Source organism: Haloechinothrix halophila YIM 93223, from assembly GCF_000504245.1.
Lineage (GTDB): Bacteria > Actinomycetota > Actinomycetes > Mycobacteriales > Pseudonocardiaceae > Haloechinothrix_A > Haloechinothrix_A halophila.
Map to the genome: position 1 here is coordinate 2,842,651 of NZ_KI632509.1, position 13,895 is coordinate 2,856,545.

The window sequence follows — 13,895 nt, forward strand, 5'->3', positions numbered from 1 at the left end:
CTCAGGACGTCGGTTGCGGTGCCGAGACGGCGGCGGTCGCTCGACGCAGCGCGGTGGCGACGTCGCCGCTGGCCGGGCGGGTGAGCACGGCGGCGACGTGCGCGTCGGGCCGCACGACCCAAACCTCGCCGGGCCGGGCGGCGAGCGCCTCAGCCGCGACGTCGTCGAGCTCAAGCACCCGGGCCGGTGCCGCCGTCGCGCCTGCGGCCGCGTTCCGCAGCGCGGCCTGGTCGGTCTCGTGGGTTGTCAGCAGCAGGAACCCGTCGCGGGCGACCTCGCGCAACCGCGTCGCTGATCCCGCGACGGTGATCGGAAAGTCCGGCACGATCACTCCTGGCGCAGGGTCGGGTGCGCTGCCACGTGGTGGTCGACCCGCGAACGGGCGGCGGGGATCGGGCGTCGTCAGTGGCGAGTCGACGTACCAGAACGGTTCGGCGAACCGGCCGGAGTCGACCTCGGGCCGGGCGGCGGGATCGTGGGCGGCGCGCTCAAGGACGTCTCGTCGCCGCTTGCGTTGTGCGTCGTCCTGCGGCACCAGGAAGTCCATCGTGGCCGTGGTGACCTCGATGTTCTCGTGCGCGGCCGCGTGACGCTCGGCGTGGTAGGACTCCAGCAGTTCTTCACCTGCCCAGCCGTGCAGCACGAACGCGAGCTTCCACGCGGCGTTCTCCGCATCGCCCACCCCGGAGTTCAGCCCGCGCGCGCCAAACGGCGACACCAAGTGCGCGCTGTCACCGGCAAGCAGCACCCGCCCGACTCGCATTCGATCCGCGATGCGGGAGTGGAACCGGTACACCGATTGCCAGACGATCTCGTACGGCCGATCGCCGATGATCGCGCGGATGCGCGCGTCCAGCGCACCGCTGGACTGCTCGGCGGCAAGGTCGTAGTCGGCCGGCACTTGCCAGTCGATGCGGAACGTCGAGTCCGGGCACGGGTGGATGAGGACCTGCCTGCCCGGGTTCCACTCCGGATCGAAGTAGAACCGCCGCTCATGGGCCCAGTCGGGCAGATCGGCGCGAATGTCGCAGATGAGGAACCGGTCGTCGAAGGAGTACCCGTCGAACGACACCCCCAACGCGCGACGCAGCTCATCGCCGCGCGCCCCGGCGCAGACGACCGCGTAGGCCGCGGTCACGGTCTCCTCGCGGTGCGGTGTCGCACAATGCACCACGACACCGGACGCGTTCTGCTCGATGCCGATCGCGGTATGGTTCCACCACACATCGATCAGCGGCTCAGCCGCGATCCGCTCGTCAAGCAGCTCCTCGGTACGTGCCTGCGAGATGTTGACGAACGGTGGCAGGCAAGACTTGCCAGGGTCGGGCAGGGCGTAGCTGAACAATTCCCGGTCACGGTAGAAGGTGCGGGCGGTGGTCCAGGTCAGCCCCTCGGCGGCGATCCGCTTGCCCACACCGACCACCTCCCACACGTCAAGGACGTCCTGTTGCTGGCAGATCGCCTTCGAGCCGACCAGGTCCCGCTCCGGCCGCCCGTCGAGCACGGTCACGGCGACACCCCAGCGCGCGAGCAACAGCGCGGTCGTTTGGCCGACCGGCCCGTTGCCGATGACCACGACCCGGCCTGGTGATGTCTCGTTCATGTCGTCTCCGGATCCGGAGTCGTGAGTGCGTAGCAGGGTTAGAACCCTCATCCGCACTCACGACTGCAGCTGGTCCCAGACCGCGCGGTCGCGCTCGGCGGTCCAGATCGTCGGCCGCTGGACACCGGACAGTTCCTCCCACACCCGTGCGACGTCGAACGGCAGGCAGTGCTCGAAAATCGGCCAGTTCCCATAGTCATCGGCCAACGCGGCATGGGCGGCGTCGAACGCATCCTTGAGGGCGCCGCCACGCTTCCGCACCGCGTCGACCTCGCGCAGCATCACGTCGAGGAAATGCCGGGTCTGGCCGATGGCGGCGGTGACCGCGTCGCGCCCATGTACCACCGCTCCCCTGCCACCGACCAGCGCCTCCGCACCCAACGCAGCCACAGCATCCAAAGTCGACGTCGACCAGTCACGATGAAACGCATCGCCGGTATAAAGCGCGGCCTGGGCCTCAACCAAGTCACCCGCGAACAGAATCCGCCGCCGCGGCAACCACGCCACGAGGTCACCCTCGGTGTGACCCCGCCCCAGGTAACGCAGCTCCAACGCGCCCCGGTCACCACCAAGGTCAATAGTGACGGCATCACTGAACGTCAACGTCGGCCACGTCAAACCAGGAATCGACTCCGGACCGTCGAACAACCGAGGCATCCGACCCAACTCCGATACCCAATCCTGCTCACCACGCTCAGCGATCAACCCACGCGTGTTGTCATGCGCGACAATCACCTCCGCGCCAAACGCGCTCGCCCCCAGCACCCGCACCGCGTGATAATGCGACAGCACCAGATACCGCACCCGCTTATCGGTGTACTCACGCAGCTTCCCCAACCACTTCCGCGCCGCGACCGGAGTCGCCAACGCCTCAAAACACACCAGAAAGTCCTCCCCCTCGACCGCGCCAACATTCGGATCACCCTCCGCCGTCAACGCATAGACACCGTCAGCAAGCACCTCCAGCCGCTGCTCCTTCTCGGTCAGGTCGGTTGAGGACGCGAATGCCTTGGTAGCCATCACGACCACTCCCTAATGATCAAAGCTTTTATTACGGCTGGAGCTGGCCGGGGTTCCGAGTGCTGTTCGTGCTCTGGCTGGCGGGACCGCTGGAGGCGAAGCGGATCGCCGAGCTGTCGGGCATGAGCCGCGCTGCCGTGTCCGCCCTGGTCAAGACTCTGGAACGGGATGGCATGGTGACCCGCGAACGCGCGACCCATGACCGCAGGGCGCTCCAGCTGGCCCTCACCGACAAGGGCCACGACGCCATCACCGGGGCGTTCGAGGAGCACAACAAGCGAGAGCAGGCGTGGGCAGGAACGCTCACCCGGCCCGAGTTGACCGTCCTCATCGGCCTACTGGAGAAGCTCATGCACGGCGCCCAGGCCACCGAGATCAAGCGCCGCTCCTGAGCGAGCCCGGCGCCGCAAAACTAGTAAAATCTTTTCGGAAATCATCTAAGCGACGGGGAGCTCAGTCGCTCCCCGTTCGCTCCACCTCGCGCAGGTCACTACCGGAAAGGCGATCCCGCAGGTCGTCGGCCGCTCCCATCGCGGTCTCGGCGACGGCAGCGGCCGACGGCTCATCGAGGTCTTGCACGAACCCGGTCACCGACAGGGCGGCGCGGCAGTGATTACCCGCACCCAGCACAGGGACTGCCACGTCGGCGATCATCGGATCGAGTCCGCCCGCCGAGTACGCGTAGCCCTGCTCTCTGACACGCTCGAGCCGCGCCAACAGGTCAGAAATCTCCAGGTCCGCTTGTGCGGCGCGCTCGACGAAAGGCTCGACCTGCGCTGCACCATTGAATGCGAGCAACACCAACCCACTTGCCGAGCGCCATGGCTCGAAGACCTCGCCGCCGAAACCGAGGAATCGCTGATATCGCACCGACCGCACCGCCTCGATGACCCGGCAACCGGCCCGTTCCAGCACCTCGATGCCCGCGATCCGATCCGTCTCCCCTGCCAACCGGTTGAGGACCGGCCGCGCCACGTCCCCGAGTCCATGCCGTGCGGCCGGACTCTGCGTCATCCGCAGCAGCGCCCAGCCGAGGATGTAGCGGTCGTCCTCATCCCGGACGACGAAGTTGCGTGCGGCGAGCTCCGCGAGCGAGCGATACGCGGTCGCGCGATGCAGGTCGACTCGCTCCGCCAGCTCGGACAACCGCAGCGGACCGTCGGCCTCGGCGAGCGCGCTCAGCAGGTCGAGCGCCTTGGCCACCGCACTCCGGTCAGTTCGCGCCACAGCGGTCCTCCCTCTTGTTGAAGCTGCATCAGCACTAGTAACGTTACAAGAAACGTATGTTTCCGTCTACGTAACGGAGCGATGTTATGGCAGGGGTCGATCTCATCCTGCACTCAGGACGGGTGGCCACGCTCGACGGCAGGGACAGCATGGCCGAGGCTGTCGCGATCGCCGGCGACCGGATCGCCGCGGTCGGCGCCAACACCGACATTCTGCCCCTTGCCGGACCAGCGACCAGAAGGGTCGATGTAGCAGGCGGGTCGGTGTTGCCCGGGATCAACGACTCCCACCTGCACCTGCAGTTCTTCGGGCTGTCCCGGCCACCGTTCAGCCTGGACGTCAGCGATCGTGTCGTGTCCGGCCTCGACGACGTCCGCAGGCTCGTCGCCGAACGAGCCGGCACGATGCCGGCTGGATCGTGGATCACGGGTTGGGGATGGACCGAGCGCTGCTTCGCCGGGTCGCGCGATCCCGGTGGGCGCCCGCGGAGCGGCGACCTCGATGACGTCAGTACGCACCACCCCGTGCTGCTGACCCACTTCTCCGGTCACGCGGCCCTCGCCAACTCGTGCGCCCTCGCCGCGGCCGGGATCACCGCGGACACCCCTGACCCTGACGGTGGCCAGATCGTGCGCGATCCGACATCCGGGCAACCTACGGGTGAGCTGCACGAGTCGGCGGTCGCGCTGGTCGCCGACGTCGTAGGCGAGCCCACCCCGGCCGACCGGCAGGCCGCGACGCTGGCCGCGATGCGTGAACTCAACGCCCTCGGCGTCACGGCCGTCACCGACCCGATCGTGACCCCACCGATGCTGCGCGATTACGTGGCGCTGCACAACGAGGGCACCATGACCACGCGGGTGACCACCCTGCTGAACTGGAGCTGGCCCTCGGTAACCACGTCGACATCGGTCATCGAGGAGGCCACGCGTTATGTCGGTGCGGCGACGGGACTCGGCGACGACTGGCTGCGTGTCGGTGGCTGCAAGCTCTTCGCCGACGGCATCCCGATCCTGCGCTCGGCGTGGATGTCGCGTCCGTATGACGACGGCTGCTGCGGCTCGCTGGTCACCGACGGCCACAACGACGAGACCCGGCTGGCGACCCTCGGCTCCGTTGTGGACACACTGCACCGCAACCGGTTCCAGGTGCAGGTGCATGCCACCGGCGACCGCGCCTGCGACGCTGTCATCAACGCGTTCGCCGCCGCGATGGACGCCGACCCATGGCCGCAGGCACGGCATGTCCTGATCCACGCGAACCTGCCGAGCGACGACTCAATCCGCACCATGGCCAAGCACGGCTTCGTCGCCAACACCAACGCATTGATCAAGTGGCAGGCTTCGGACGCGCTGCGTGGCGTCGTCGACGACGAACGGTGGCACCGGAACATACCGGTGCGCTCGCTGCTCGACGCAGGTGTCGTGGTCGCGGACAGCTCCGACGCCCCAGTGACCTATCCGGACTGGCGGCAAGCGATCGAGACACTCGTACTGCGCGAAGCCAAAGGATCACGAACACTCAGCGGCCCTGACCAGCGCATCAGCCGGAAGCAGGCGCTACGAGCGTGGACGTCGGCACCGGCCTACCAGGAGGGCAGGGAGGCAGCCAAAGGCAGCATCGCACCCGGGAAACTCGCCGACCTCACGGTGCTCGCCGAGGACTTCTTCGCCGTCGACGATCACGAGCTGCACAGCCTGACCCCGGTGATGACCATCGTCGGCGGGACCATCAGGCACGAACGTTGAGTCTCGCGCTCACGTCCGCGTGTCCCACCTAGACGACGCCGTGTTCGACGTCGCGGATGGGACACGGCGTCGCGAGCGTGGTGCCCAGAGCCGCGAACGTGGGACACGCCCACCGGCGAAGTGGCTAGCGAGCGCGGATCAGCTCGAAGACCCTGCTGCGCAGCTCGGTGAAGCGGGGGTCGGCCTTCGTCTTCACCTGGTCACGGGGGCTTGTGACGTCCACGTCGATGATCTCACGCACCTGGGCGGGAGCGGAGCCGAGCACGACGACCCGATCGGCCAGGTAAACCGCTTCGTCGATGTCGTGTGTGACGAGCACGATCGTGATCCCGAACTGCTCCCGGACCCTCAGGGTGAGATCCTCGAGCTCGAAGCGAGTCTGCGCGTCCACCGACGCGAACGGCTCGTCCATCATGAGTACCTCGGGCTGGTAGGCCAGCGCCCGCGCGATCGCGACACGCTGTTGCATTCCGCCGGACAGCTGCCAGGGATACTTGCTAGGTACGTCCGCGAGCCCGACCGCCTCGAGCGCCTCCTGCGCCCGTGTCCGCCGCTCGCGTTTGGAGATGCCCTTGTTCGACAGCGGCAGGGTGACGTTCTTCTCCACCGTCAGCCACGGCATCAGCGAGCGAGTGTACTCCTGGAACACCAGCGCCAGCTTCTCCGGCGGCCCGTCGATCTGTATGCCGTCCAGGTAGGACGCTCCCGAGGTGGGCGGCAGCAACCCGGCAAGGCATTTGAGCAACGTTGTCTTGCCTGCGCCCGATGGGCCGACGATGCAGACGAACTCACCGCTGCGCACGTCGAAGTTCAGCCCGTCAAGGACCACCTTCGCCGCCGCACCGGTGCCGTACGTCTTCCGCAGCTCCTCGATCACGAGGCGCTGGTCGGTCTGCTCCGGGATGCTCGCTTCGGTCATGACTCCAGTCATCATTATCTCGTCCCTAATGCGTCTTCGCCTGGGATCGCATGCCGATGTGCCAGTGCAGCACACGACGCTCCGCCAGTGTGAACAGCAGGTTGAACAGGTAGCCGAGGATGCCGAGCAACAACATCCCGGCCCACATGTCGGTGATCGCGAATGTCTGCTGCGCCAGAATCGTCAGATAGCCGATCCCCTCGGTGGAGGCCAGCATCTCACTGGTGATCATGACGACGAATGCGATCTGCAGACTGACCTGCAGGCCGCTGAGGATCTGGGGCGCGGCGGCCGGCAAGATCACCTTGAACAGCCGGTCCCTACCAGAGACCCGATAGACCCTTGTCACCTCAGCGAGGACCGGATCAGCCGCCCGCACACCGTCGAGGGTGGCGATCAGCGTGGCGAACACCGCGCTGAAGGCGATGATCGTCATCTTCATCTCGGGACCGAAACCCAAGACGAGGATGGCGATGGGCACCAACGCCACCGGGGGGATCGAGCGCAGGAAGTGCACCAGTGGCTCCAGCGCATGACGGGCAATCCTGACCTGCGCGACCACGACACCAAGGCCAACGCCGACGAGACACGACAGCGCGTACCCGACCAGCATGTTACGCAGGCTGGGAATCACATCGGTGAAGAACCGGTCGAACAGCCACAGATCTTGGAACCGGCCGAGGATCTCGGCAAGCGGTGGGTAGAACACCAGATCCGCCCTGGCCGAGCCGACCCACCACAGCACGACGATAAGCACCGGCAGCCAGAACTCGATCGCGAACGACCGCAGTCGCCGCCTCATGCTGGATGATTCGGACCTGCGAGCAGTCCCAGTGTTGGATGATTCGGACCTGCGAGCAGTCCCAGTGTTGGATGATTCGGACCTGCGAGCAGTCCTCATGCCACCACCTCCCTGCGTACCGAGGGGTGCCAATGCAGCATCCACTTCTCGAATGCCCCGAGCCCGGTGTTGAAGGCGAGCCCGACGACACCCATCACGAACACCAGCGCATACATCTGGGCGTATAGACCGGCGTTCTGTGCGACGAACAGGTCCCTGCCGATCCCTGGGGCGCCGCCCACCAGCTCCGAGACCACGGCGATGACGAAGGCCGCGGCTCCCGCGATACGCACTCCCGTGACGATGAACGCCGCCGCACCCGGCAGCACGATCCGCACCGCGCGCTGCAGCCGTCCGAACCCGAACGAGCGCGCCGTGTCAAGCAGCACCGGATCGGCGTCGCGCACCCCGGCAACGGTCTGGATCAGCACCGGCCACAGGCATCCGTAGAACACCAAGAACACGCCCATCTCCGTGGTCGGCCCGAGAAGTAGCAACACCAGCGGCATGACCACGATCGGTGGGATCGGCTTGAGCACCTCGATGATCAGCCGTGTGCTCCGGTATACGAAGTCGACGGAGCCAAGCACCACACCGAGCAGCACGCCCGAGAGGACGGCGAGCCCCAAGCCGACAAGGGCGGTCATCAGCGTCTCGCCCAGAGACGACCAGAAGGTAGCCTCGCCGACGAGCCCGACGAGCCCGCCTGCGATGGCCCCCACAGTGGGAAACGGGCCGCCCGCGAGCGGGCCGCGAGCGCCCACCTCCCACACGGCCAGGCAGATGAGGACCGCGATCGCCCCCACGACGAGGGCGTTCGAGCCCGCGACGCGTGTCTTACCCGTGGCCGGGAACCGGCGGATCGAGGTGATGGCCATGGCTGCTACTGCACCACCAGCGGCTCGAGCTCGGGGACCTCATCCAGGTACCCCAGTTTGACCATCTCGTCGGCGGCACGTCGAAGGTCACTGACGGCGACGGAGTCCGGCCAGTACGGCGGGTCACCCGCCTTCAGGATCTTGACCGGGATCTTGGTGATCTCGGCTGCCTTGGCGTACGCCTCGTCCAGGTTCTCGTTGGCGTAGGTGTTGGCCTTGTGCACCGCGCGCCGGAAGCCGGCAATGACCTCAGGGTTGGCGTCGATGAACGACGACGACGCCACCCACAGCCCCACAGCTCCTTCCTTGAAGGTACCGAGGCCCGGGTAGCTGATCACGCGGGCGCCTTGGGACTTCGCCTGCTCGATGAAGGGGGTCACCTCGCCGATCGCGTCGACACGACCCTTCTGCAGCGCCGGGATCATGTCCTGGAGGCTCAGCGCGATCCACTTCACCGTGGACGGATCCCCGCCGTCCTGCTTGACCTCCGAGGCGATGGTGATCTCCATCTGCGCCTTGCGCGCGGGTACGGCTACCACCTTGCCCTCGAGGTCGCGCGGGGAGGAAATGGGGCTGTCCTCACCGACCAGGACAGCGGTGTCGTCGGCGGGTGTGGTCTTCTTACCGCTGTCGACCCAGTCCTGATAAGCGTTCTCCGGATACCCGTCCGCCGCGGCGACCGTCTTGAGGTCGATGCCCTGCGTCGCCGCCGTCAGCATCGGCATCGACGGTGTGTAGGCGAACTGGGCCTCGTCACCCTGCAGTGCCGCCATCGCTCCCGCGGGATTGGGAATCGTCTGCACGCTCACCTCGAGGCCTTCTTCGTCGAAGTACCCCTTGTCGATGCCCAAATGCAGAGCTGCCGTCGAGCCGATTGGCAGGGCAGCGACGGTGATCTTCTGCTTGCCGCCTGCGCCCTGCTCAACATCGGTCGCATCGGACTGACTCGGTCCGCAGGCCGTTAGCGCACCCATCGTCACGGCGGCGAGGAGCGCCACGAGTCGGTTGCGTGATCGCATCGTTCTCCTCACGGTTCTGTCGTTCTCCCGATCCTTCGGGAGCTCTCGGCTCGCCGACGTGGTGTTACCGAGAACGAAATCGTTGTTACCTGACACGAGCAGTAAATCATGTGTTCGGCGTCACTGGAAGAACATGAGCGCGCCGATCCGGCCATCAGCCCAGACTATTTTTTGAGGTACTCGGTAGATGCTTCCTATGGGTCAGCTGCCGTCACAACGCCAGGGCAGCGTTTGACGTCGACCACCGGTATGGCGTAATTGTGCGCTGTGGAGCGCCGTCAGCTCGAGTACTTCCTCGCCGTCATCGATCACGGCGGCTTCACCGCGGCCGCGAACGCTCTCCATGTGGCACAGCCATCGCTGTCACACTCCATCAAGGTGCTCGAGCGCGAGCTCGGCGCCGAGCTCTTCCATCGGCTGCCAAGGGGTGTGCGCCTGACCGCGGCAGGCGAGGCACTCATCGCGTCCGCACGACGAACCCTGCGGGAGATGGAGACAGCACGCGCGTCCGTGCGCGATGTCGCGGGGCTCGTGGCAGGCAGGCTCGACCTGGTCAGCCTTCCCACTCTCGCACTCGATCCGCTGGCCGACGTCATCGGCAGGTTCCGGCGGAAGTACCCGGCGGTTCAGGTCCGCCTCGAACAGTCCGAGTTGGGCGACGACGTGCGCGAAGCGATCCGTACCGGCGCCGCTGAACTAGGCCTCGCTGATGCGTCACCGAGAGCGATCGACGAGCTGGAGAGCAGGCAGATCGGTACGCAAGAACTCGTCGTCACCCTGCCACCTGGCAGCCCCTCCCCGCGTGACGGCAGGATTGGCATCGAAGACTTGCTCACCAAGAACCTCGTCACCGGGTTCTCGGGCACCCTGGTGCGCGACCTGCTCGCCGCCGAGGCCGAACGACGCGGCATCGACCTCAATGTGGTCGTGGAAGTCGGTCATCGCGAGTCCGCACTGCACCTCGTTGTCGCGGGTGCGGGATGCGCCGTGCTGCCGAGGCCGCTGGCACGGGTCGCCGAGCTGGAAGGTGCCGTGCTCGCCTCCGTCGAGCCGGTCCTCGAAAGGGATATCCACCTGATTCGCAGGCCAGGGCCACTGTCGCCGGCCGCACGTGGGTTCCTCGATCTGCTACTCGACTGAGCACGGCACATCGAGCGTGCTCGGCCGGTTCATGGCTGGGTCCGTTCAGACCTCGTCTGCACCGGTTCTGACCAGGTTGCGCAGCCCTTCCAGCGCCACCGCCACCATCGGCACATCCACCGCGGGCGCTGCGCGGAGCTCGTCGATCGTCTGCCGGTGCAACGCCAGCCGGTCCGCATTGCGCCGCAACCACTCGTGCGTGGCCTGCTCGGGCGCGACCGAGTGTTCGGCGCCGGCCATCACCGCCATGGTCAGCCGCCGTTGCACCGTGGCCAACTCGCCACGCAGCGAAGCCTTGCCGAGGATGCTCCAGTGGTCGTCGGTGGCCAACTCGGCAGTCTGGCCGCGCAGCCACCGCAGGTCCAGCCATTCGCCGAGGGCGAAGTACACCGCCGCCAGCCATTCGAGGTCGCGGCCTGCCGATCCGGCCAGCTCGACGACGTCGAGGCTGATCGCCTGCACCCGCAGCAGCGCGACCGACTCCGCTAGGTCGGCAGGCGCGCCGGCGTCGACGAGCTCGGTGATGCGCCGCTCCAACTCGTCGTACTGGCCGTGTTGCAGCAGTACCGGCAGCCGCCTGCCGAGCAGCTCGACCCCCGGCCGCAGCCGCCGTATCTCATCGGCCGGATACACCCGGCCGCGATGGCGCAGCAGCCACAGCCCGACCTGCTCGACGACGCGGCGGATCTCGATCAGGGCGCGGACCTGCACGTCCGCGTGCGTAGCGACGTCGAGCCGGTCGATGGCCGCCCACAGCTCGGGCAGGCCGAGCAGGTCGCGGGCGGCGACGTATCCGAACACGGCGCGACGCTCTGGCTCCCCCGTCAGCTGCATGAGTCGCAGCAGCAGGCCGGAACCCATATGGTTGAACAGCTCGTTGACCAGCGCGGTCGTGGCGATCTCGCGGCGCAGCGGATGCGTGCCGATCTCCTCGGCGAACTCGTCGCGCAGCCGGGGCGGCAGGTAACCGGCCACCGAGGCGGCGCTGGAGGGGTCGTCCGGTACGTCGGAGTCGAGCAACCGCCGCTTGACCTCGTTCTTGCTCACCGCCAGCACCACCGCGATCTCCGGCCGGGTCAGCCCTAGCCCCGCGGCCTGCCGCTGCGCGAGCGTCTCGTCGTCGGGCAGGAACTCCAGTTCCCTGTCGAGCAGGCCCTCCGCCTCGACCTGCCGCATCACCTGGGTATGCCGGTCGAGGGTGAGCCCGCCGAGGGTCTCGGTGACACTGATCGCCTGGGCCTGCGCATAGTTGCCCGCGAGAACCAGCGCCGCGACCTCGTCGGCGACATCGGCGAGCAGCCGGTCGCGCTGCTGCCGGTTCAGCCTGCCTGCCGCGACCGCCGCGTCCAGCAGGATCTTGATGTTGACCTCGCGGTCGGAGGTGTCCACCCCGGCCGAGTTGTCGATGAAGTCGGTGTTCACGCGCCCGCCCGCGAGCGCGTACTCGATCCGCGCCGGCTGAGTGAGGCCGAGGTTGCCACCTTCTGCCACCACCCGCGCGCGCAGCTGCGCGGCGTCGATCCGCACGCCATCGTTGGCGCGGTCACCCACCTGGACGTGCAGCTCATCGGCGGCCTTGATGTAAGTGCCGATGCCGCCGTTGAACAGCAGGTCGACCGGCGCCCGCAGGATCGCCTTGATCAACTCGTCCGCCGGTAGCTGGTCCGCTGTGACGCCCAGCGCCGTACGCACCTGCGGGGACAGCGGCACTGACTTGGCCGACCTGCGGAAGACCCCACCACCAGGTGAGATCACCGTGGCGTCGTAGTCGTCCCAGGACGAGCGTGGCAGCTCGAACAGCCGTCTGCGCTCGGCGTACGAGGTCGCGGGATCGGGGTCGGGATCGAGGAAGATGTGCCGGTGGTCGAACGCGGCGACCAGCCGGATGCGGTCGCTGGCCAGCATGCCGTTGCCGAAGACGTCCCCTGCCATGTCCCCGATACCCGCCACCGTGAACTCGTCGCGCGCCGGGTCGATGCCCAGCTCGCCGGAGTGCCTGCGCACCGACTCCCACACGCCACGAGCGGTGATACCGAGCGCCTTGTGGTCGTAGCCGGTCGCACCGCCGGAGGCGAAGGCGTCGGAGAGCCAGAAGCCGTACTCGGCGGCGATCGAGTTCGCCAGGTCGGAGAACGTGGCTGTGCCTTTGTCTGCGGCTACCACCAGGTAGGAGTCCGCCCCGTCGTGGCAGACCACGTCCGGCGGCGAAACCACATCGCCCGCGACCCGGTTGTCGGTGACATCGAGCAGACCACGGATGAACATCGCGTAGCAGGCCCGCACCTCCGCGCCCAGTTCAGCGGCATCGGCCTGCGAGGGAGGCCGCTTCACCACGAACGCGCCCTTGGCGCCGTGCGGCACGATCACCGCGTTCTTCACCCGCTGTGCCTTCATCAAGCCGAGGACCTCGGTGCGGAAGTCCTCCGGCCGGTCCGACCACCGGATGCCGCCACGGGCCACCCTGGCAACACGCAGATGCAGACCCTCCACCCGGGGCGAGTACACGAAGGTCTCCACCGCGGGCCGCGGTTGCGGCAGCAGTACCAGCCTCTCCGGCGCCAGCTTGAGCACCAGCCACGGTTTCGGGTCACCGTCGGGGTCTCGCTGGTAGTAGTTGGTGCGCACGACACTGGTGAGCACGTCGAGCAGCGCGCGCAGCATGCGGTCCTCGCTGAGCGTGTCCACCTCGTCCAGCGCCCGTTCCACCGCCTCCCTGGCTGTCTCGGCGGCAGCGGCAGCCATTCCGGGGGTGAAGCGCGCGTGGAACAGCGCGACGAGCAACTGGGCAACCCGCGGGTGGGCCACCAGCGTGCGCTGCGCGTAGGCCTGCCCGAAGGTGGTGCCCGCCTGCCGGAGGTAGGCATACGCGGCGCGTAGCACGCCGACCTCGCGCCAGCTCAGCCTCGCCTTGAGCACGAGCTGGTTGAAGCCGTCGTCGTCCGCCGCACCTTCCCACACCGCGGTGAACGCCGCGGCGGCGAGCGCGGCCACCGCCGGATCGCTGAGCAGCGCGACATCGCGAGGTACCAGCCGGAACTCCTCGAGCGCCATCGCTCGCGCGTCAAGGGGACGCACGTCAAACGAGCGGTGCGCGGCGATGCGCAGGCCGAAGTTCTCCAGCACCGGGAAGACGTCGGCCAGCAGCGCTGGGGCCGGACTGGCCCACACCAGCACCAGCCTGGCATCATCGTCGGGCTCCCCGCTTTCGGTCGCGCGCGCCCTGATCAGCCGTAGCAGTGGCGAAGTCTGCTCGAGGTAGTCCTCAAGCGCCGCGACGCAGGCGACCGCGAGACCCGGCTGGTGGTCCTCAGTGAAGCCGGCCGAGAACCCGTCGGCATATCGGGCGAACAGCCGCTTGGCCGCTGGTGGACCGTGGCGGTCAACCAGCCCGGCGCGGAACTCGTCCAACCAGGTCTGCGTCGCGAGCACAGCCATCGCGATCCCTCCACCCGGAGCCGGTAAGGGCCCCTCGAGTCTAAACCCGAAGAACCGTGCTCGTG

At 67.5% G+C, this 13,895-nt stretch carries 10 protein-coding genes and 1 pseudogene; 3 read left to right on the forward strand and 8 right to left on the reverse strand.

The genetic code is table 11. The features are described 5' to 3' along the window. Nucleotide 1: 1 nt before the first annotated feature. Nucleotides 2–1,603, reverse strand: coding sequence for an FAD-dependent monooxygenase (locus tag AMYHA_RS12990; RefSeq protein ID WP_034271342.1), 1,602 nt, complete (start codon nucleotides 1,601–1,603; stop codon nucleotides 2–4). Between the two features lie 57 nt (nucleotides 1,604–1,660). Continuing rightward, nucleotides 1,661–2,623: an MBL fold metallo-hydrolase gene (locus tag AMYHA_RS12995; protein WP_034271344.1), complete on the reverse strand. Its 963-nt coding sequence runs from the start codon at nucleotides 2,621–2,623 to the stop codon at nucleotides 1,661–1,663. A 50-nt stretch (nucleotides 2,624–2,673) separates the two neighbouring features. Between AMYHA_RS12995 and AMYHA_RS13000 the strand changes: the two are divergent. After that, a pseudogene (locus AMYHA_RS13000) lies at nucleotides 2,674–3,015 on the forward strand (MarR family winged helix-turn-helix transcriptional regulator); the annotation flags it as partial. Between the two features lie 61 nt (nucleotides 3,016–3,076). Here the strand turns inward: AMYHA_RS13000 and AMYHA_RS25725 are convergent. Next, on the reverse strand, nucleotides 3,077–3,850 hold the full coding sequence (locus AMYHA_RS25725; RefSeq protein ID WP_084037165.1) for an IclR family transcriptional regulator: 774 nt from the start codon (nucleotides 3,848–3,850) through the stop codon (nucleotides 3,077–3,079). Nucleotides 3,851–3,936: 86 nt separating this feature from the next. Here AMYHA_RS25725 and AMYHA_RS13010 point away from each other — a divergent pair, with 86 nt between their 5' ends. After that, nucleotides 3,937–5,598 (forward strand): amidohydrolase, encoded by a 1,662-nt coding sequence (locus tag AMYHA_RS13010; RefSeq protein ID WP_034271346.1) that lies wholly within the window; start codon nucleotides 3,937–3,939, stop codon nucleotides 5,596–5,598. 124 nt (nucleotides 5,599–5,722) lie between these two features. Here AMYHA_RS13010 and AMYHA_RS13015 read toward each other — a convergent pair whose 3' ends face one another. From AMYHA_RS13015 to AMYHA_RS13030, 4 genes are all read right to left on the reverse strand, one after another. Then, complete coding sequence (locus tag AMYHA_RS13015; RefSeq protein WP_034271348.1) at nucleotides 5,723–6,517, reverse strand: ABC transporter ATP-binding protein; 795 nt, start codon at nucleotides 6,515–6,517, stop codon at nucleotides 5,723–5,725. 25 nt (nucleotides 6,518–6,542) lie between these two features. Continuing rightward, entirely contained in the window at nucleotides 6,543–7,319 is a 777-nt protein-coding gene (locus AMYHA_RS13020; protein ID WP_034271351.1) for an ABC transporter permease, read from the reverse strand. Nucleotides 7,320–7,414: 95 nt separating this feature from the next. After that, entirely contained in the window at nucleotides 7,415–8,236 is an 822-nt protein-coding gene (locus tag AMYHA_RS13025) for an ABC transporter permease (RefSeq protein WP_084037167.1), read from the reverse strand. Nucleotides 8,237–8,241: 5 nt separating this feature from the next. Beyond that, nucleotides 8,242–9,255, reverse strand: a complete 1,014-nt coding sequence (locus AMYHA_RS13030; RefSeq protein WP_034271353.1) for an ABC transporter substrate-binding protein — start codon at nucleotides 9,253–9,255, stop codon at nucleotides 8,242–8,244. Between the two features lie 267 nt (nucleotides 9,256–9,522). Between AMYHA_RS13030 and AMYHA_RS13035 the strand changes: the two genes are divergently transcribed. Continuing rightward, nucleotides 9,523–10,395 carry a LysR family transcriptional regulator gene (locus AMYHA_RS13035; protein ID WP_034271357.1) on the forward strand — a complete coding sequence of 291 codons (873 nt, stop codon included), beginning with the start codon at nucleotides 9,523–9,525 and terminating at the stop codon, nucleotides 10,393–10,395. Between the two features lie 45 nt (nucleotides 10,396–10,440). On the opposite strand, the gene AMYHA_RS13040 is transcribed toward AMYHA_RS13035, so the two are convergent. Continuing rightward, complete coding sequence (locus tag AMYHA_RS13040) at nucleotides 10,441–13,830, reverse strand: NAD-glutamate dehydrogenase domain-containing protein (protein ID WP_051399839.1); 3,390 nt, start codon at nucleotides 13,828–13,830, stop codon at nucleotides 10,441–10,443. Between the last annotated feature and the right edge of the window lie 65 nt (nucleotides 13,831–13,895).

What these genes read in the sequence shown, in the direction of transcription:
- AMYHA_RS13040 (WP_051399839.1), bottom strand. Translation starts at nt 13,830, where the DNA reads ATGGCTGTGCTCGCGACGCAGACCTGGTTGGACGAGTTCCGCGCCGGG.
- AMYHA_RS13020 (WP_034271351.1), bottom strand. Translation starts at nt 7,319, where the DNA reads ATGAGGCGGCGACTGCGGTCGTTCGCGATCGAGTTCTGGCTGCCGGTG.
- AMYHA_RS13010 (WP_034271346.1), top strand. Translation starts at nt 3,937, where the DNA reads ATGGCAGGGGTCGATCTCATCCTGCACTCAGGACGGGTGGCCACGCTC.
- AMYHA_RS12990 (WP_034271342.1), bottom strand. Translation starts at nt 1,603, where the DNA reads ATGAACGAGACATCACCAGGCCGGGTCGTGGTCATCGGCAACGGGCCG.
- AMYHA_RS12995 (WP_034271344.1), bottom strand. Translation starts at nt 2,623, where the DNA reads ATGGCTACCAAGGCATTCGCGTCCTCAACCGACCTGACCGAGAAGGAG.
- AMYHA_RS13015 (WP_034271348.1), bottom strand. Translation starts at nt 6,517, where the DNA reads ATGACCGAAGCGAGCATCCCGGAGCAGACCGACCAGCGCCTCGTGATC.
- AMYHA_RS13025 (WP_084037167.1), bottom strand. Translation starts at nt 8,236, where the DNA reads ATGGCCATCACCTCGATCCGCCGGTTCCCGGCCACGGGTAAGACACGC.
- AMYHA_RS13030 (WP_034271353.1), bottom strand. Translation starts at nt 9,255, where the DNA reads ATGCGATCACGCAACCGACTCGTGGCGCTCCTCGCCGCCGTGACGATG.